The sequence below is a fragment of the Hyphomicrobium sp. genome, assembly GCF_041674905.1.
GTDB lineage: Bacteria > Pseudomonadota > Alphaproteobacteria > Rhizobiales > Hyphomicrobiaceae > Hyphomicrobium_B.
The window spans coordinates 93,697-111,743 of the sequence record NZ_JBAYUV010000006.1; the positions used below are offsets into that span (position 1 = coordinate 93,697).

The window sequence follows — 18,047 nt, forward strand, 5'->3', positions numbered from 1 at the left end:
AGAAACCGGCACCGGATCATTTTGCCTTTGCTGCTGCGACGGCCTTCTGCTTGTCCTGGTCGATCCACCAGACCTGCAGCAACGAAGCCGATTGCGAGGGCAGCGTCTGCGGCCGGCCGAAGATATCCCAATACGCAATGCGCTCATAAGGGTAGTACCATTGCGGAACGACATAGAAGTTCCACAGCAGCACACGATCGAGCGCGTGCGTGGCGGCGACGAGATCGGCACGATCTTTCGCAAACACGATCTTGTCGATCAGCTTGTCGACGGCGGGATTCTTGATGCCGATAGTGTTGCGGCTGCCGGTCTTGTCGGCGGCGGCCGATCCCCAAAAATCGCGCTGCTCGTTTCCGGGCGAATTCGATTGTGCGAAAGTATCGACGATGATGTCGAAGTCGCGATGGTCTTCGCGTTGCTTGTATGACGAATCGTCAATAGCTCGAACCGAGGCGTTGATGCCGATCGCCTTGAGATTCTGAATGTAGGGCAGAATGATATTCTGGAACGTATCGCCGTTGATCAGGAACTCGGCGGTCATCTGCTCGCCCTTGTCGTTCCGGAGCACGCGCGCCGTCTTGGCCGATGATAGCCCGACCGCCCGCATCGCCTTGCAGAAAAATCCGCACGACCCGTCGTCGGTTGCTTCGCTCTTGATTTGCCAGCCGGCGGCCTCGAAAAGTTTCAGCGCTTCCTGCTGATGCTTGCGGAAATCGCCGTCCTTGTCGTTGACGGGATTTTTCCACTCCGTCGTGAAAACTTCCGGCGGCACCTCGGATTTGATCTCATTCAAAATCTCGAGTTCGCGCCCCTCAGGCAGGCCCTTGGACGCAAGATCGGAGTTCTCGAAAAAGCTGCCCAGGCGAACATAGGAACCGTAAAACAGCTTCTTGTTCGTCTCTTCGAAATCGAACAACAGATTGAACGCCTGCCGCACGCGCGGGTCCTGGAACTGCGCCCGCCGCGTGTTGAACGCGAATGACTGCATTCCGGCAACCCGCTTCACCGGCAGTGCTTCTTTCTTGACGAGGCCTTTTTTCAGCGCGTCGAAATCGTATTGCGCGGCCCATGCGGCGGCCCGGTTCTCCATCCAGAAATCGAGCTTGCCTGTCTTGAAATCTTCGAATGCCGGAGACCGGTCGCGGTAGTAGGTCACTTCCAGCGTGTCGAAGTTATATTGCCCGCGCATCACCGGCAGGTCTTTCGCCCAATAGTCGGCAACGCGCTCGTAGACGATCTTGCGTCCCATATCGACGGACTTGATCTTGTAGACGCCGTTGCCGAGCGGAACCTCGACCGTCGTTTCGCCGAGGCTACGTTGCTTGCCGTTGCCGTCTTTGCCTTCCCAATACGCCTTCGGCACGATGCTGATCTGCCCGACGATCATCGGCAGCTCGCGGTTTCCCTTGGAGTCGAACGTGAACTTCACCTCGTGCTCGCCGGTCTTCTCCGCCTTGGCGACGTTCTTGTAATAGAAGGCGTAGAACGGATTGACCTTCTTGAACTCGTCGAACGAAAAAATCACGTCCTCGGGCGTGATAGGCGTGCCGTCGTTGAACTTGGCTTCGGGGCGAAGCTTGAAGGTGACGGAGGAAAAGTCGTCGGGGTATGACGTGCATTCGGCGATCAGGCCGTATTGCGTTTCGGGTTCGTCAGGACTGTTCGCGAACAGGCTATCGTAGATGAGGTTCAGGCCGCCCGCCTTGACGCCTTTATCCGAGAACGGATTGAGTGTGTCGAACGTACCATCCGCCCACTGACGAAGCGTGCCGCCCTTCGGCGCGTCAGGGTTGACCCAATCGAAATGCTTGAAATCGGCGCCGTACTTCGGTTCGCCGATGAGCGAAATCGCTGGGCGGCACTGCGGCTCGTCGGCGCGCGCGCCGTTCGAAAGCGGCGGAGAACTGAGAAACGCCATGGCGGCGAGAGTAAACGTCGTCAGGCGCATCCGCATATTCGATTTCGACCTCTCTCCTCGGGCTCGAAAGCCTACCATAGCCTGCGGGCGCGGGGATAAGCCCACGCCGAATATGAAGCGACCCCGCCAACAGCTCGGCAGGGTCGCAAACTTTAGGCGGTATAGCGAGTTAACTTGCCGTCATTTTGGCAAGGCAACGGGCGTATCGGCAAGTGTCGCGAGGTAAGCGAGAAGATCCGCCTCGTCGCCTTCCGACGACAGGCCTGCGAAAACCATTTTCGTTCCCGGAATATAGGTTTTCGGGCTGTGGATGAATTTCGCAAGTTCCTCGAACGACCAGTCGCCGCCCTTGGCCTTCATGGCATCCGAATAGGCAAATCCAGGGAATGACGCCCGTTTACGATTGACGACATCCCAGAGGTTCGGGCCGACCGTCGCCTTCTTGTCCTTTTCTGCAACGTGGCAGGACGCACACTTCTTGAACGTCGCCTTGCCGTTCTCGGCGTTGGCTTTAGGGAGCAACGCCAGCACTTTTTTGGCGGCTTCCTCGGGCGTTTCAGCCCCGGCCGGTGCCGCGCCTGCGGGCGCTTCGGCGCCGCCGCCCGCGCTCGCGGCCGGAAGCGTGAAGCCCGGCTTGAACGCGCCATGCCCGACGTTCAATTCGATAATCGTTTTGGTCCCGAAGATCAGCAGCAGCGCGGAAAGAATCGCACCGGCGATCTTGGTGAACTCGAATTCGTCAATTCTCATTTCAAAGCCCCCGGATTTGGCCAGATGGTAATACGTAAGTTTAGGTGCAAAGAGAAAATGCTATACAACTGGTACGAGTCCACGGGCAGAGGTATATAAGCTCACCTCTCCCATGCAAGCGTACAAACGATTTCGCACCTGCTAGGCTAGCGAGACAGTTTGTCACCGAATGATGATTCTTGAGCCAGTGTCCCAGCATAATCTGATTGTTATACCCGCCCGCATGCAGGCGACCCGTTTGCCTGGCAAACCGCTTGCCGACATCGCCGGCACCCCCATGATCGTCCACGTCTGGCGCCGTGCCGTGGCCGCCAACGCCGGAGATGTCATCGTCGCGACCGATAGCGGGGAAATCGCGGCGGCCGTGACAGCCGCCGGCGGCAAGGCGATCATGACGTGCGCCGATCATGCTTCGGGCTCCGACAGGGTTTTCGAGGCGGTCACGAAAGCCGACCCCGAGCGCCGCGCCGGTATCATCGTCAACCTGCAGGGCGACCTCCCGACGCTCGATCCTGATCTCGTCACGCGCTGCGTTGCGCCCCTCGCAACCCCGGACGTCGATATCGCGACTTTGACGGCCGTCATATCCGAGCCCGAAGAGCGGACGAACCCGAACGTCGTCAAGGTCGTTGGCACGCCGATCGCGGATGATCGCCTCCGCGCACTCTACTTCACGCGTGCGACCGCGCCGTCGGGCGATGGGCCGCTTTACCACCACATCGGCATTTATGCGTATCGGCGCGCGAGCCTTGAACGCTTTATTTCGCTGCCGCCGTCGCCGCTCGAACAACGCGAAAAGCTCGAGCAGTTGCGCGCTCTCGAAGCCGGAATGCGCATTGATGTCGCGATCGTTGACACCGTTCCCCTCGGTGTCGATACTCCCGCCGATCTTGAGCGCGCCCGCCGCCTCATCGCGCCATGATCCGCCCGCCTCTCACAATCCCTTTTGTCTCCTAACATCAAGCGCCCATACGCCATGTCGCACCGAACCGAGTCTTCCGACACGCCTGCTAAAATTTCTTATCAGGGAGAGCCCGGCGCCAATTCGCATCTCGCGGCGCGCGAAGCTTATCCCGATCTCGAACCGGTCGCTTATCCGACGTTCGAAGACGCACTTTCCGCCGTGAAATCCGGCGAAACGCGCTACGCGATGATCCCGATCGAGAATTCGGTCGCGGGCCGCGTCGCCGACATTCATTATCTGCTTCCCGACGCCGGGCTCTATATCGTCGCGGAGCACTTCCTGCGCGTTCGCCATCAGCTCATGGCGACGGAGGATGCGAGCCTCGAAACGATCAAGCGCGTGATGAGCCATACGCAGGCGCTCGGCCAGTGCCGCACAACGCTCCGCAGGCTTGGTTTGAAGCCGGTTCCGGAGGCCGATACGGCAGGCTCTGCGCGCCTTGTCGCCGAACGCAACGATCCGACGACGGCGGCCATCGCCTCGCGTCTTGCGGCCGAGATTTACGGCCTCAAAATCCTGAAAAGCGACATGGAGGACGAAACGCACAACACGACGCGCTTCGTCATTCTCGCCAAAGATCCCGACGATGCCGAGCCTGGCAACGGTCTGGTTATGACGACGTTTCTGTTCCGCGTGCGCAACGTTCCGGCTGCGCTTTACAAGGCGCTCGGCGGTTTCGCGACCAACAGCGTCAACATGACGAAGCTCGAAAGCTATCAGGAAGAAGGCACCTTCAACGCCACGATGTTCTTCGCCGACATCGAAGGCCATCCAGTGGATCGTTCCGTCCAGCTTGCGCTTGAGGAACTGTCGTTCTTCTCGACGCAGATCACAATTTTCGGAACGTACCCCGCGAGCCCGTTCCGCAAGGAAGCCGCCGAGCTTGCAGCAAGCGGCCAGATCCCGCTGAAGCGTTCGAGCTGATCCGCATGCGTCTGAAGGACAAAGTCGCGGTCGTCACCGGCGCGGCCTCCGGTTTTGGCCGAGGAATAGCCGAGCTTTTCGCGGCTGAAGGCGCCAAGGTCGTCATCGCCGACGTCAACGGCGAGGCAGCTATGGCTTTAGCTAACGAGATCGGCACGGATCGCGCACTCGCGACGGCAACGGATGTCACCAAGCGTGGCGACGTCGACGCGATGGTTGCCGCCGCCGTCGACCGCTTCGGCGGCGTCGACATTCTCGTCAACAACGCCGGTGTGACGCACAAGAACCAGTCGCTGATGCAGGTCAGCGAAGACGACTTCGACCGCATCTACGCCGTCAACGTCAAATCCATCTATCTGACGACGCTCGCCGTCGTGCCGGTGATGGAAAAGCGCGGTGGCGGTTCGATCATAACGACGGCTTCGACGGCCGGAATTCGTCCGCGTCCGGGCCTCACCTGGTACAACGGCTCGAAGGGGGCCGCGATCACGCTGACCAAGTCGATGGCGGCGGAGTTGGCGCCGAAAAACATCCGAGTCAACGCCATCAACCCGGTCATTGGCGAAACGGGCATGCTCGAACAGTTCATGGGGCTGCCCGACACGCCCGAGAACCGCGCCAAGTTCGTCGCCGGCATTCCGCTCGGCCGCATGTCGAAGCCGCTCGACATCGCCAACGCCGCGCTGTTTCTCGCCGAGCCCGCCAGCGCCTTCATCACCGGCATCGCCATCGAAGTCGACGGCGGCCGCTGCATCTGACGCGGCAGCCGCGCTCTTACTGACCCAGATGGAGGGTTCCGATCACTCTTTCCCCCTGCCCTCAGGGGAGGGGTGGGGTGAAGAACGAGGCGTAATATCCAAAGCGTAACGCCTGCTCACTTCGCACCGCATAACCGAGGTCGCTCAGCCACATCACGCTCTATTCAATTTCGGAAGCAATGTCACAGCCCTATCACGGGGTTGTACTTCTCGGCCGTTCACCCCATTATAGGCGCGGGCTGGCGGCGGACGAATTCGTCGCCAACTGGGTCAGGTCCGGAAGGAAGCAGCCCTAACGATCAGGAATCGGGTCGTTCGCCAGCCTTTATTATTTGCTCACGAGCGCAATCCGGATCGCAAATGCAATCCGGCGCTTGGCTCATCGGGCGTAGCCCGAAACAAGGCACCCGCATCAAGGCAGAGGGCGCTCCTGGCCGCGAGTCGCCTTGCCTCTCTCGCCCTTTGGGCGAAAGTCAGCTACTCCGGGATCGATGGCAAAAAAGAAATCAGAGTCCGCCGAGAGTGTACCGGCTTCGGGCGCCGAGGCTCCCAAGCCCTATGTCGTGCTGGCGCGCAAGTACCGCCCCGCGACCTTCGATGATCTGATCGGCCAGTCCGCGATGGTGACGACGCTCCGCAACGCCTTCGCGTCGGGGCGCATCGCGCAGGGCTATATGCTGACCGGCGTGCGCGGCGTCGGCAAGACGACGACGGCGCGCATTCTCGCTCGTGCGCTGAACTACGAAGCGCCGGGCTTCGACAGGCCGACCATCGACATGCCGGGCTTGGGTGTCCACTGCAAGGACATCATGGAAGGCCGTCATCCCGACGTGCTCGAAATCGACGCCGCCTCGCACACCGGCGTCGACAATATCCGCGAGATTACCGAGAACGCGCAGTACAATCCGCTGATCGCGCGCACGAAGGTCTTCATCATCGACGAGGTTCACATGCTGTCGAAGGGCGCGTTCAACGCGCTTCTGAAGACGCTTGAGGAACCGCCCGCGCACGTTCGCTTCATTTTCGCGACGACCGAAATTCGCAAGGTTCCGGTTACCGTCGTATCGCGTTGCCAGCGCTTCGACCTGCGCCGCGTGGAGCAGCCCGTGCTCGCAGCGCATTTCAAAAAGATCGTGGAGAGCGAAGACGCCGAGGCCGACGCCGATGCCCTGCAGCTCATCGCCCGCGCGGCGGAAGGCTCGGTTCGCGACGGCCTCTCGATCCTCGATCAAGCCATCGCGATGGGCGAAGGCCACGTCACGGCGGCGAGCGTTCGCGATATGCTCGGCCTCGCCGATCGCGCGCGCATCTTCGATCTGGCGGAATCCGTTTTTCGTGGCGATCTCCCGGCCGCGCTCAGTGGCTTTGCGAGCCTGCATCGCGATGGCGCCGAAGCCAGCGAGGTCATCGGCGATCTCGCCGAAGCAGTTCACGCGATCGCCCGCGTCAAAGCCGTGGGCGAAGAACCGGCGGGCGAAAGTCTGACGGCCGAAGAGAAGAAGCGGCTGAGCGATCTCGCCAGCCGTCTCTCGATGCCTTACCTGTCGCGCGCCTGGCAGATGCTGATCAAGGGCCTCGAAGAGGTCGGACGCACGCCGAACCCTGACGTCGCCGCCGAGATGGTGCTGATCCGCCTTGCCTACACGGCCGATCTGCCGACGCCCGATGAACTGATCAAGAGCCTCGGTGGAGCGGGCCTTCCCGCGCGCCGCCCGGCGTTGGCGCCGGCGGAAACGCGCACCTCGAACACGCGGCCGACCGTCAACGCCGCGACGACGGCTCCGCGTGCGGAACAAACAGACGCCGCGTCCGACGACGCCTTCGATTTCGCCGGTGACGAGACCGATCTCGACGACAGCATCAGCGACGGCGACACTCTCGATGACGACGAGCAAACGTCGCTGGCGTCGGCGCCGCGACTGCCCGATCCGCGTTCCTTCGCCGAGGTCGTCGCCCTCGTTGGCGAAAAGCGCGATGCGAAACTCAAAATTCATCTCGAAGACCAAGTCAGCCTCGTCAAGTTCGACGCGGTTGCGGGTTCGATCGATATTTTCCTGCTACCGGATGCTCCGCCCGAGCTTGCCAACGACCTCCGCGAAAAGCTCAATCTGTGGACGGCACGGCGCTGGGTCGTCGTCATTTCGAAGGAAGCGGGCCAACGCCCGATCGGCGTCGTGCGCCGTGAGCGCGAAGCCGCCGAGCTTGAGCAACTCAAGGCGCATCCGGCCGTGCGCGCCGTGCTTCAGGCATTCCCCGATGCGAAGATCGCCGAAGTGCGCCGCTTGTCCGGCAGGGCTGCGGATCTCGACGATAATAAGGAGAGCGAGGCCGGTTGACGCCTCGCCTAGAATGGCTGCAACGCAGAGGACTGCATGAAAGACCTGATGGGCATGATGAAACAAATGGGCCAGATGCAGGCTCGTTTCAAAGAAATGCAGGAGGAGCTTGCGCGCGCTGAGATCGAGGGCCAGTCGGGCGGTGGTCTCGTGCATCTGACCGTCGACGGCAAGGGCGAGGTCAAGCGCGTTCGCATCGATCCCAGTCTGATGAAGCCTGATGAGGTGGAAATCCTCGAAGACCTGATCGTCGCCGCCGCCGCCGATGCGCGTGCCAAGGCCGATAGCGCCATGCAGTCCAAAATGTCCGAGATCACGGGCGGAATTCCCTTGCCGCCGGGAATGAAATTATTCTGAGAACTTTCCTCTGCCGCCATCCCCGGCCATTATTCGCTTCGCCGATTCGATCGAGGATGATGAAGAAAGTCGCGATCGCAGCACGCATCATCATAACATGAGACATGTCCCGAAAAATCGCAGGACCTGAGATCGAGCGCCTCGTGCAGCTCCTGTCGCGCTTGCCGGGCCTTGGTCCTCGCTCGGCGCGCAAGGCGGTGCTGTCGCTCTTGAAGCGGCGCAATGATCTGCTGCTGCCGTTATCGGATGCACTTCAGCAGGCGATCGAAAAAATTTCCGAATGCCCGGTCTGCGGCAATCTCGATACGGTCGTACCGTGCAGCGTCTGCAGCGATCCGCGCCGCGATCAAAGCCTCATCGTCGTGGTCGAAGAGGTCGGCGATCTCTGGGCCTTGGAGCGCGCAAACATCGTCTCGGCGCGCTATCACGTGCTCGGCGGCCACCTGTCGCCGCTCGATGGCATCGGGCCGGAGCAGTTGAACGTCGCAAATCTGCTCGCGAGGGCTCAGGCACCCGAGGTGAAAGAAATCCTGCTCGCCCTCAACGCCACCGTCGAAGGCCAGTCGACGGCCCATTACATTTCCGATCAGCTTACGGAGACCGATGTGACGGTCTCGCGGCTGGCGCAAGGCGTGCCGATCGGCGGCGAACTCGACTATCTCGACGATGGGACGCTCGCCGCGGCTTTCAAAGCGCGACGCAAGCTCTAGAGCGAATTACGAGAGCTAGGCACAACTTGGCCGTCCAAGGCGAAAAAGCACGATGACGAATATCGAAGCGCCACGGCGTCCCGCCGCTCAGCAGCCACGCTTTGTCACCGGCTCCCTGCTGCGCCACATCCTGGCGATGACGGGCGCGGGCGCGCTCGGCCTGATGGCGATTTTCGTCGGCGATCTCGCCAATATCTACTTTCTCTCGCGCCTGAACGACGAGGCGATCGTCGCGGCCGTCGGCTACGCCAGCTCGATTCTGTTTTTCGCGACGTCGGTCGGCATCGGATTGTCGATTGCCGCGACGTCGCTCGTTGCGCCCGCGCTCGGAGCAGGGCGGCGCATGCGGGCGCGGCGTCTCGCGACCAATGCGCATCTGCTCTCGCTGATCGCCTCGGTCACCATCACTCTGGCGCTGTGGTTCGCGATCGAACCGCTGCTGGAGCTGATCGGAGCCCGGGGACGGACGCTCGATCTCGCGGCGCTATATTTGCGAATTCTCGTGCCGACGCTGCCGGTTCTCGCGCTCGCGATCACGGCATCGGCGGTTTTGCGTTCGGCCGGAGATGCGCGCCGCGCGATGTTCGTCACGCTGTTCGGCGCCATCGTCAACACGATCCTCGATCTGATCCTGATCGTCCACTTCGGCTTGGGCATCGAAAGCGCGGCCATTTCATCGCTGATCGCGCGCCTCGTGATGATGAGCATCGGCTTCTACAGCGTTCTCAAGGTGCATGATCTTCTCGCGCGTCCGAAACTCGCGACCCTGGCGCAGGACGCATGCGCCTTCATCCACATCGCCGGACCGGCCGTCCTGACGAATATCGCGCCCGCTATCGGCAACGGCTACGTCACCTATGCCATCGCTGCCTATGGCGATGCGGCGGTCGCGGCCTGGGCGATCCTCGCGCGCCTGACGCCGGTTGCCTTCGGCGCCATCTACGCGCTCTCGGGCGCAATCGGCCCGATCATCGGTCAGAACTTCGGCGCGCGCTCATCCGAACGCATGCGCGACGTGTTCACGTTCTCGCTTCTGACCATGACGGCGTTCACCGGCATCGCATGGCTATGCCTCGGCGTCCTCGCGAACGAGATCGCGGCGCTCTTCAATGCCGGTGGCGAAGCGCGCGAGCTGATCGTTTTCTTCTGCCGCTGGCTGTCGCCGCTGTTCGTCTTCATGGGAGCGCTGTTCATCGCCAACGCCGCATTCAACACGCTCGGCCGGCCGCATTTCTCGACGATTCTGAACTGGAGCCGGGCGACGTTCGGCACCGTTCCCTTCGTGCTCTTGGGCGGCAAGTTTTTCGGCGCTTACGGTGTGCTCGCGGCCAATATGGTCGGCGGCGTTGCCTTCGGCATTATCGCCATTCTTTCAGCCTATAAGCTGATCGATGCGATTGGAGAAACCTTCAAGCCGCCGCAAAATCCTGTGGTCCACGAAGTGGTGTAATTTCGCTCGTATGGAACTGCGCTGGAGGGAGGAGTCTGGCGATGACGGCCAAGCCGCGAATTCTCGTGACCGGCGCATCCGGTTTCATCGGGCAGCATCTCGTTCGCAGGCTGTCTGAAAGCGGCTATCTCGTCCGCGCCGCCGCGCGTCAGCCCGTCATCTTCGACGATCCCAATGTCGAAGGCATCGCACTCGGAGACATGTCACGCGCGTTTGCGGCCGAATACGTCGTGCGCGGCGTCGATGCGGTTATTCATGCCGCCGGCATGGCGCACGCCCGGCCGGGAATTCCGGACGCCGCCTATACCGCGATCAATGTCGATGCAACGCGCCAACTCGCCAAAGCCGCTCGCGCCGCGCGCGTCAAACATTTCATCTTGATGTCGTCGGTCCGCGCACAAGTCGGCGTTACGCACGATGGCGTCGTGAGCGAAGACACGCCCGCCAGTCCAACCGACGCCTACGGACGTTCCAAAATCGCCGCCGAAGCGATAACCGCCGAGCTGCTCGCAGGCTCGAATACGCATTGGTCCGTCCTTCGCCCAGTCCTCGTCTACGGACCGGGCGTCAAGGGCAACATGGCGGCTCTGATGCGGCTGGCGGCCAGCCCCTATCCCCTGCCGTTCGCGGCCATGAAAGGACGCCGCTCGCTGCTGAGCATCGGCAACCTACTCGCGACGATCGAGCACGTGCTCCGGGTCGAGGCCGCGAAGGATGCAACCTTCATCGTTGCCGACAGTGCTCCCGTTACCATAGCGGACATCATCCGCGCGCTCAGGAAAGGCCGTGGCCGCCCGTCCATGCTGGTGCCCGTTCCCGAAGCTGCGATCGTTGCCGCGCTCCGCAAGGTGGGTAAGGCCGAAATCGCCGATCGTCTCAGCGGCGACCTCATCGCCGACGCCGTCCGGTTAAGGCAAACAGGCTGGCAGCCCGTCGAGACGACTGCAGAAGCCCTTGGCTCCGCCGCGCGCAAATCAGCCGCGCCCCCGGGTCTGGACAGGACGCGCCATTGACCACTGCCACGGCCTTCCATATGTGAGCGTCATGGCCCTTCTACCGATCATAACAATTCCCGATCCCGTCCTCCGCAAGATCTCCGATCCGGTTGAGCGGGTCGACGATGCTGTCGTCAAGCTGATGGATGACATGCTGGAGACGATGTACGACGCGCCGGGCATTGGCCTCGCCGCCGTGCAGGTCGGTGTCTTGAAGCGTGTCGTCGTCATCGACGCCGCCGAGGACGACGCACCGCCAAATCCGATCGCGATGGCGAACCCGGAGCTTGTCTCGCTCGGATCGACGACCCGGATTCACGAGGAAGGCTGTCTTTCTATCCCAGACGTACATGTGGAAATCGAACGGCCCGCCAGCGTGACGGTTCGCTACATCGATCGCCACGGCAAGCAGCAGGAGCTTGCCGCCGAGGGCTTGCTCGCAACCGCCATTCAGCACGAACTCGACCACCTCGACGGGCAACTCATCATTGACTTCCTGTCGCGCTTGAAACGCGACATGGTCATCCGGAAATTCAAGAAGCAGGGACGCGAGGTACGGAGCTGACGAGCGCCCGTCGTGCTCCAATAATCGTTGCGCGAGCGGACCGCCAACCGCAGAACATTTCGCGCGCGCAAGTGAGGACTGGCGAATGCCGCTCGACATCGTGTTCATGGGCACGCCGGATTTTTCCGTACCGGTTCTCGACGCCATCACTACGGCTGGGCATCGCGTCGTCGCGGTCTACAGCCAGCCGCCGCGACCCGCCGGACGCGGCCTGTCCGAATTGAAATCGCCGGTTCATCGCCGCGCCGAGGCGCTTGGAATTCCCGTTCGAACACCGAAGAATTTCAAATCGGACGCGGATCGCGCAGCGTTCGCAGCACTCAACGCGGACGCCGCCGTCGTCGTCGCCTACGGCCTGTTGCTGCCCGCCGCCGTGCTCGATGCGCCGCGCCTCGGATGCTTCAATGTCCACGCCTCGAAGCTGCCGCGCTGGCGCGGAGCAGCGCCCATCCAGCGGGCCATCATGGCCGGTGACACCGTGACGGCCGTCAACATCATGCGCATGGACGAAGGTCTCGACACCGGCCCCGTCTGCCTCGGACGCGATGTCTCGATTGCCCCGAGCACGACCGCCGGAGAGCTGCACGACACGCTGTCGTCATTGGGCGCGGGGCTGATGGTCGATGCCTTGGCGGAGCTTGAAGCCGGAAAGCTGCGGGCGATCCCGCAACCGCAAGCTGGCATCACTTATGCCGCGAAGATCGACAAGCGCGAGACACGCATCGACTTCGCAAAATCCGCGGACGACGTAGCAAACCACATCCGCGGATTATCGCCTTTTCCCGGCGCTTGGTTCGAAGCGAACCTCGGCGGCAAGCCCGAGCGCATCAAGGTTCTGCACGCCTCCACGGTATCGCAATCCGGCCAACCGGGCGTTCTGCTCGACGGCGGACTGACGGTCGCGTGCGGCGACGGCGCGATCCGCATCGAGGAGCTTCAGCGCGCCGGAAAGCAGCCGATGAAGGCCGCCGATTTCCTGCGCGGCGCGCGTCTCGAGCCCGGAACGCGCCTCGCCTGAACTCTGCCCTGAGCTCAAATTAAGGATGCTCGGAAAACACCCTGCGCTTTTCAGTCGATATGGCTAATCTCGCGTTCTCGCTCGTTCTGTTTCGAGGACACTTTGCCATGCGCCGTTCGTTTCCGATGTTTCTGATTGCGATTGCGCCGGCAATGCTGACGCTGTCCGGCGCGACCTCGGCGGACGGCTTCACGACGCGCATCGTGACGCAGCCCTACTATGGCGCGGTCACCACACTCGAGCATGGCGTGCGCGTCATCCGTCCATTGCCGCCGGACCGCTACGTCATCGTCAACCCGAACCGCACGCCGCTCGCGCTGAGTTTCAACGAGAACACCGTCTACGACTACAGCTCGACTGCGGCGAACGGCGGCCGCAGCGATCTCGGTGCCACGAACCCCGACGGACCGATCTATACGCGCCCGTCCTATGGTCCCGGCTACTGGAAGCAACGCAACGGCGTCCGGCATTTCCGGAACGGCCGTACCGGTCACTTCACCGGTGGTCCGCGCGGCCAAGGCACCCCGGGCGCTATCGGAGCGCATTGAGCGACGGCGCCGCAACCGTTAGGGATGGCGCTTTCCGACGTTGCACTGGTTCCGAATGCCCCGCTATCGCATCACCATCGAATATGACGGAACGCCTTTTATCGGCTGGCAGCGCCAGGCCGAAGGCGTGTCGATCCAAGGCGCGCTCGAAACGGCGATCAGCAAATTCTCGGGCGAAGCTCCAGGCGTGCGCGGCGCTGGGCGAACCGACGCCGGTGTTCACGCGCTCGGGCAGGTGGCGCACTTCGATCTCGAGAAGACGTGGGAACCTGGACGCATCCGCGACGCGATGAACTTCCATTTGCGGCCCAATCCGATCGGCGTGCTTTCAGCAGATCAAGTCGACGCCACGTTCGATGCGCGCTTCTCGGCCGTGAAGCGGCACTATGAATATCGCCTTCTGACGCGGCGTGCGCCGCCGATCCTGCAACGCCATCGCGTCTGGTGGACGATGCACGGCCTCGATGCCGCCGCCATGCATGACGCGGCGCAAGCGCTCGTTGGTACGCACGATTTCACGACGTTTCGCGCCGCGCAGTGCCAAGCGAAATCGCCGGTCAAAACGCTCGACGTATTCGACGTGTCGCGTCAGGGCGAGGAAATCGTCTGCCGCGTCTCGGCGCGGTCGTTCCTGCACCACCAAGTCCGTTCGATGGTCGGCAGCTTGAAGCTTGTCGGCGAAGGAAAATGGAGCCGCGACGATCTCGCGTCGGCGCTCGGCGCAGCCAATCGCGAAGCCTGCGGACCGGTCGCCCCGGCGGCCGGTCTCTATCTCGTCGGCGTCGATTACGAGTGAGCGTGACGTGAAACTTTAGTCGTGCCGCTGGTCTTCGGTGACGAGCGCCAGGAATTCCTGCCGTGTGATCGGATTGTCGCGAAACACGCCGAGCATGCGGCTCGTCACCATGTCGGTGCCGGGCTTATGCGCGCCGCGTGTCGTCATGCAATGATGCTCCGCCTTGAGCACGACGGCGACGCCTTCCGGATCGAGGACTTCCTGGATGGTGTTTGCGATCTGCGCCGTCATCTTTTCCTGGATCTGAAGACGCTTGGCGAACGCATCAACGGCGCGCGCCAGCTTCGAGATGCCGACCACGCGCCCGCGCGGGATGTAGGCGACCCACGCGCGTCCGATGATCGGCGCCATGTGATGCTCGCAATGGCTTTCGAAGCGGATGCCGCGCAGAACGATCATCTCGTCATAGCCTTCGATCTCCTCGAAGGTCTTTTGCAGAATGGCTTTCGGATCGTCGTTGTAGCCGCGGAAGTAGTCTTCATACGCGCGCACGACGCGGGCCGGCGTTTCGAGCAGGCCGTCGCGGGTCGGGTCGTCGCCGCTCCAGCGGAGGATGGTTTTGACCGCAGCCTCGACTTCGGCGCGGGTCGGCTTCTTATCTGAGCTCATTGGATCACTGGTTTCGGGATTATTCGTTTCGCGGATCTGGAACGCCGATTTTGGCGCACTTTTCGCCTGGATGAAAGATCTGAGGCTATAGATCTTAAGGTATGATTGCCGCGAACGTTAAGCCCGCGGCCAGAATATGAAGGCCCACCACCGGGGCTATCCCGGCGATCCCTCTGCCGCCGCCGGGATCTCGGGCCGTGGCTGCGGCGACAGTTTGCGGACGACGACGTAGAAGACCGGCGTGAAGATCAGGCCGAAGAGCGTCACGCCGAGCATGCCGGAGAAAACCGCGGTTCCAAGCGACTGCCGCATTTCAGCGCCAGCGCCCTCGGCGAAAACCAGCGGCACGACGCCGAGAATGAACGCCAGCGACGTCATCAGGATGGGCCTCAGCCGTGTGCGTGCGGCTTCGACCGCCGCCTCGCTGCGCGACAGTCCCTGATCTTCGCCCTGCTTGGCGAACTCGACGATGAGAATGGCATTCTTCGCCGCGAGGCCGACGAGCACGATTAAGCCGATCTCGACGAGAATGTTGCGGTCGAGGCCGCGAATATTCACGCCGATCATCGCCGCCAGAATACACATCGGCACGATCAGGATGACCGATAGCGGTAGCATCCAGCTTTCATAGAGCGCCGACAGCAGCAGAAACACGAACACGACCGAAAGGCCGAACGCCATAATCGCCGTGTTGCCCGCGAGCTTTTCCTGCAGCGCGATTTCCGTCCATTCGAAGCCGAACCCGGAGGGCAGCGCCTTTTCCGCGATCGCTTCCATCGTCTTGATGGCTTCGCCCGTCGAATAGCCGCGCAGTAGCTGCACCTGAACTTCGGCGGCGGGATAGAGATTGTAGCGTGGAACACGGTAGGCACCGGTCGTATCGCTGAACGTCGCGACCGACCCGATCGGCACCATTTCGCCCGTGTTGCTGCGCGTCTTGAGATTGGCGACGTCGCGCAGCGACAGGCGGAACGGATTGTCGGCTTGCGCCGTCACGCGATAGGTGCGGCCAAGAATGTTGAAGTCGTTGACGAACGCCGAACCCATGTAGACCGACAGCGTTTCAAAGACGCGGCTGATCGGCACGCCGAGCTGCTCGGCTTTGGTGCGATCGATGTCGGCGTAGATTTCCGGCGTGCGCACATTGAACAGCGTGAACCCCTGCGCAAAGCCAGGCTGTTGTCCGGACGCTCCGGCCATGGCCCAGGCGGCGCCCTCGAGCGCCGGAAGCCCGCGTCCGCCCTTGTCCTGAACGTAACCTTTTAAGCCGCCGCCCGTGCCGATGCCCGGCACCGATGGCGGTTCGATAACCAGCACGAACGCTTCTTTGATCTGCGCCATCTGTTGCCGCAGATCGTTTAAAATCGTGTCTTTCGTCAGTTCGGTGTGCGCCCGCTGCGCGAATGGCGACAGACCGACGAAGATCACGCCGGTGTTCGGCGCATTCGTGAACGTCGCGCCGTCGAACCCGACGAAGGCAACCGCATGCTCGATACCCGGGCGCGACAGCAGCACGTCGCTTGCCTTGCGGACGACGGCATCCGTTCGGCTGAGCGTCGATCCGGGCGGCAGCTGCAACGCAACGATAAGATAAGCCCGGTCGAGCGGCGGTATGAGGCCTGTCGGCGTCGAGACCAGCCGGGTGTACGTCGCGAAAAGCAGTCCGCAATAGACCAGGATGAGAAGCAGGCTGATTTTGATGAGCTTGCCCGTCAGCCACGCATAGCCGTGCGACAGTGCACCGAACGCCCAGTTAAAGCCGCGGAAAAACAATCTGAGCGGCGCCCCGAGAATTCTCGCAAAAATGTTCTGCTTCTCGTGCGCGGCGCGATGCGGCTTCAAGAGCAGCGCCGCCATGGCTGGCGACAACGTCAGCGAAACGATCAGCGACAGCGCCGTCGAAGCTGCGATCGTGATGGCGAACTGCCTGAAGAACGTCCCTTGCAGGCCTGTGATGAAGGCCGTCGGCAGAAACACGCCGATGAGCACGAGCGAGATCGCGATCAGCGCCGTTCCGACTTCGTCCATCGTCTTGTGAGCCGCGGCCTTCGGACTCATGCCTTTCTCGATGTAGCGCTCAACGTTTTCGACGACGACGATGGCGTCATCGACGACGATGCCGATCGCAAGCACCAGTCCGAACAGCGACAGCGTGTTGAACGTGACGCCGAGCAGGCTCATGATGAAGAACGTGCCGATCAGCGACACTGGAATGGCGAGGATAGGAATGATCGCCGCCCGCCACGTTTGCAGAAACAGAATGACGACAAGAACGACGAGCAGGATGGCTTCGGCGAGCGTCTTGACGACGGCGTCGATCGAGAACTGGATGAATTCGGTCGGGTTATAAACGACGGTATAGTCGAGGCCGGGCGGGAAGCTCTTCTTCAGCGTTTCCATCTGCTGCTTGACGGCCGCCGCCGTCGCCAGCGCATTGGAGCCGGGCTTCTGAAACAGAACGAGCGCCGTCGCGTTGCGATTATCGAGATAGGCGTTGACGGTATAGTCCTGCGCGCCAAGCTCGACGCGTGCGATATCGCGAACGCGGACGACCTGTCCGCCGGGCTCCGCCCTGACGACGATGTCTTCGAACTGGCTCGTCGATTTCAACCGCCCAAGCGTCTGGACGTTGAGCGTGAACGCGCCGTCCGACGTCGCCGGCGGCTGATTGATCGAACCAGCCGCGACCTGCAGGTTCGCCGCTTGCAGAGCGGCGACGACATCGCCCGCCGTCAGCCCGCGTGACGACATCTTGTCGGGATCGAGCCAAATCCGCATCGAGTAGTCGCGCGCGCCGAACACGTTGACGTCGCCGACGCCGTCGATACGCGTCAGCACGTCTTTGACGTAGAGCGTCGCATAGTTCGAAATGTACTGCTGATCGCGCGTTCCGTCCGGCGACACCATGTGCACGACCATCATCAGGTCGGGCGAAGCCTTGCGCACCGAAATGCCGAGCCGCCGCACGTCTTCCGGCAGACGCGGTTCCGCGACCGACACGCGGTTCTGCACCAGCACCTGCGCTTGATCGACGTCGGTGCCGGGCTTGAAGATGACGCTGATCGTCACCTGCCCATCACCCGTCGACTGCGAGTTGATGTAGAGCATGTCGTCGACGCCGTTGACTTCCTGCTCGATCGGCGTCGCAACGGTCTCCGCAATCACCTGCGCGGAAGCGCCCGGATATGTCGCGTGAATGCTGACCGTCGGCGGCGCGATCTCCGGATACTCGGCGATCGGCAGGAAATTCACCGAGATCAATCCGAGGATCGTGATGATCATCGACACGACGGACGCGAAAATCGGCCGGTCTATAAAAAAATGGGTGAGGCGCATCGGACGTTTTCTG

At 62.0% G+C, this 18,047-nt stretch carries 16 protein-coding genes and 1 other RNA gene; 13 read left to right on the forward strand and 4 right to left on the reverse strand.

The features are described 5' to 3' along the window. Positions 1–16: 16 nt before the first annotated feature. Entirely contained in the window at positions 17–1,954 is a 1,938-nt protein-coding gene (locus WC026_RS04280; RefSeq protein ID WP_372709565.1) for an extracellular solute-binding protein, read from the reverse strand. 144 nt (positions 1,955–2,098) lie between these two features. Then, positions 2,099–2,668, reverse strand: a complete 570-nt coding sequence (locus WC026_RS04285) for a cytochrome c family protein (protein ID WP_372709566.1) — start codon at positions 2,666–2,668, stop codon at positions 2,099–2,101. Between the two features lie 172 nt (positions 2,669–2,840). Between WC026_RS04285 and WC026_RS04290 the strand changes: the two genes are divergently transcribed. The 13 genes from WC026_RS04290 (at position 2,841) to truA (ending at position 14,089) form a co-directional block, all read left to right on the forward strand. Beyond that, the gene (locus WC026_RS04290; protein WP_372709605.1) at positions 2,841–3,590 is read left to right on the forward strand and encodes a 3-deoxy-manno-octulosonate cytidylyltransferase; all 750 of its coding nucleotides are present in this window, start codon (positions 2,841–2,843) and stop codon (positions 3,588–3,590) included. Between the two features lie 54 nt (positions 3,591–3,644). Continuing rightward, on the forward strand, positions 3,645–4,556 hold the full coding sequence (locus WC026_RS04295) for a prephenate dehydratase (RefSeq protein ID WP_372709567.1): 912 nt from the start codon (positions 3,645–3,647) through the stop codon (positions 4,554–4,556). Between the two features lie 5 nt (positions 4,557–4,561). Then, positions 4,562–5,314, forward strand: coding sequence for a glucose 1-dehydrogenase (locus tag WC026_RS04300; protein WP_372709568.1), 753 nt, complete (start codon positions 4,562–4,564; stop codon positions 5,312–5,314). A gap of 234 nt (positions 5,315–5,548) precedes the next feature. After that, positions 5,549–5,644, forward strand: an RNA gene (gene ffs / locus WC026_RS04305) — signal recognition particle sRNA small type. A 161-nt stretch (positions 5,645–5,805) separates the two neighbouring features. Beyond that, positions 5,806–7,650, forward strand: coding sequence for a DNA polymerase III subunit gamma/tau (locus tag WC026_RS04310; protein ID WP_372709569.1), 1,845 nt, complete (start codon positions 5,806–5,808; stop codon positions 7,648–7,650). A 36-nt stretch (positions 7,651–7,686) separates the two neighbouring features. Further along, on the forward strand, positions 7,687–8,007 hold the full coding sequence (locus tag WC026_RS04315) for a YbaB/EbfC family nucleoid-associated protein (protein WP_372709570.1): 321 nt from the start codon (positions 7,687–7,689) through the stop codon (positions 8,005–8,007). Positions 8,008–8,111: 104 nt separating this feature from the next. Next, the gene (gene recR, locus WC026_RS04320; protein WP_372709571.1) at positions 8,112–8,717 is read left to right on the forward strand and encodes a recombination mediator RecR; all 606 of its coding nucleotides are present in this window, start codon (positions 8,112–8,114) and stop codon (positions 8,715–8,717) included. 52 nt (positions 8,718–8,769) lie between these two features. Continuing rightward, positions 8,770–10,167, forward strand: a complete 1,398-nt coding sequence (locus tag WC026_RS04325) for an MATE family efflux transporter (RefSeq protein WP_372709572.1) — start codon at positions 8,770–8,772, stop codon at positions 10,165–10,167. A 41-nt stretch (positions 10,168–10,208) separates the two neighbouring features. Beyond that, on the forward strand, positions 10,209–11,180 hold the full coding sequence (locus tag WC026_RS04330; protein WP_372709573.1) for an NAD-dependent epimerase/dehydratase family protein: 972 nt from the start codon (positions 10,209–10,211) through the stop codon (positions 11,178–11,180). 31 nt (positions 11,181–11,211) lie between these two features. Further along, positions 11,212–11,727, forward strand: coding sequence for a peptide deformylase (def, locus tag WC026_RS04335; protein ID WP_372709574.1), 516 nt, complete (start codon positions 11,212–11,214; stop codon positions 11,725–11,727). A gap of 85 nt (positions 11,728–11,812) precedes the next feature. Beyond that, a complete protein-coding gene (fmt, locus tag WC026_RS04340) occupies positions 11,813–12,745 on the forward strand; it encodes a methionyl-tRNA formyltransferase (RefSeq protein WP_372709575.1) in 933 nt (310 codons plus the stop codon). A gap of 107 nt (positions 12,746–12,852) precedes the next feature. Then, positions 12,853–13,293 carry a hypothetical protein gene (locus tag WC026_RS04345; RefSeq protein ID WP_372709576.1) on the forward strand — a complete coding sequence of 147 codons (441 nt, stop codon included), beginning with the start codon at positions 12,853–12,855 and terminating at the stop codon, positions 13,291–13,293. 55 nt (positions 13,294–13,348) lie between these two features. Next, positions 13,349–14,089, forward strand: coding sequence for a tRNA pseudouridine(38-40) synthase TruA (truA, locus tag WC026_RS04350; protein WP_372709577.1), 741 nt, complete (start codon positions 13,349–13,351; stop codon positions 14,087–14,089). A gap of 15 nt (positions 14,090–14,104) precedes the next feature. On the opposite strand, the gene folE is transcribed toward truA, so the two are convergent. Next, positions 14,105–14,698, reverse strand: a complete 594-nt coding sequence (folE, locus tag WC026_RS04355; protein WP_372709578.1) for a GTP cyclohydrolase I FolE — start codon at positions 14,696–14,698, stop codon at positions 14,105–14,107. Between the two features lie 156 nt (positions 14,699–14,854). After that, on the reverse strand, positions 14,855–18,034 hold the full coding sequence (locus WC026_RS04360) for an efflux RND transporter permease subunit (RefSeq protein WP_372709579.1): 3,180 nt from the start codon (positions 18,032–18,034) through the stop codon (positions 14,855–14,857). Positions 18,035–18,047: the final 13 nt, after the last annotated feature.

Bases quoted from the DNA above. Each gene is read 5' to 3' on its own strand.
- WC026_RS04280 (WP_372709565.1), bottom strand. From the start codon at position 1,954: ATGCGGATGCGCCTGACGACGTTTACTCTCGCCGCCATGGCGTTTCTC.
- WC026_RS04285 (WP_372709566.1), bottom strand. From the start codon at position 2,668: ATGAGAATTGACGAATTCGAGTTCACCAAGATCGCCGGTGCGATTCTT.
- WC026_RS04290 (WP_372709605.1), top strand. From the start codon at position 2,841: ATGATTCTTGAGCCAGTGTCCCAGCATAATCTGATTGTTATACCCGCC.
- WC026_RS04295 (WP_372709567.1), top strand. From the start codon at position 3,645: ATGTCGCACCGAACCGAGTCTTCCGACACGCCTGCTAAAATTTCTTAT.
- WC026_RS04300 (WP_372709568.1), top strand. From the start codon at position 4,562: ATGCGTCTGAAGGACAAAGTCGCGGTCGTCACCGGCGCGGCCTCCGGT.
- WC026_RS04310 (WP_372709569.1), top strand. From the start codon at position 5,806: ATGGCAAAAAAGAAATCAGAGTCCGCCGAGAGTGTACCGGCTTCGGGC.
- WC026_RS04315 (WP_372709570.1), top strand. From the start codon at position 7,687: ATGAAAGACCTGATGGGCATGATGAAACAAATGGGCCAGATGCAGGCT.
- recR (WP_372709571.1), top strand. From the start codon at position 8,112: ATGTCCCGAAAAATCGCAGGACCTGAGATCGAGCGCCTCGTGCAGCTC.
- WC026_RS04325 (WP_372709572.1), top strand. From the start codon at position 8,770: ATGACGAATATCGAAGCGCCACGGCGTCCCGCCGCTCAGCAGCCACGC.
- WC026_RS04330 (WP_372709573.1), top strand. From the start codon at position 10,209: ATGACGGCCAAGCCGCGAATTCTCGTGACCGGCGCATCCGGTTTCATC.
- def (WP_372709574.1), top strand. From the start codon at position 11,212: ATGGCCCTTCTACCGATCATAACAATTCCCGATCCCGTCCTCCGCAAG.
- fmt (WP_372709575.1), top strand. From the start codon at position 11,813: ATGCCGCTCGACATCGTGTTCATGGGCACGCCGGATTTTTCCGTACCG.
- WC026_RS04345 (WP_372709576.1), top strand. From the start codon at position 12,853: ATGCGCCGTTCGTTTCCGATGTTTCTGATTGCGATTGCGCCGGCAATG.
- truA (WP_372709577.1), top strand. From the start codon at position 13,349: ATGCCCCGCTATCGCATCACCATCGAATATGACGGAACGCCTTTTATC.
- folE (WP_372709578.1), bottom strand. From the start codon at position 14,698: ATGAGCTCAGATAAGAAGCCGACCCGCGCCGAAGTCGAGGCTGCGGTC.
- WC026_RS04360 (WP_372709579.1), bottom strand. From the start codon at position 18,034: ATGCGCCTCACCCATTTTTTTATAGACCGGCCGATTTTCGCGTCCGTC.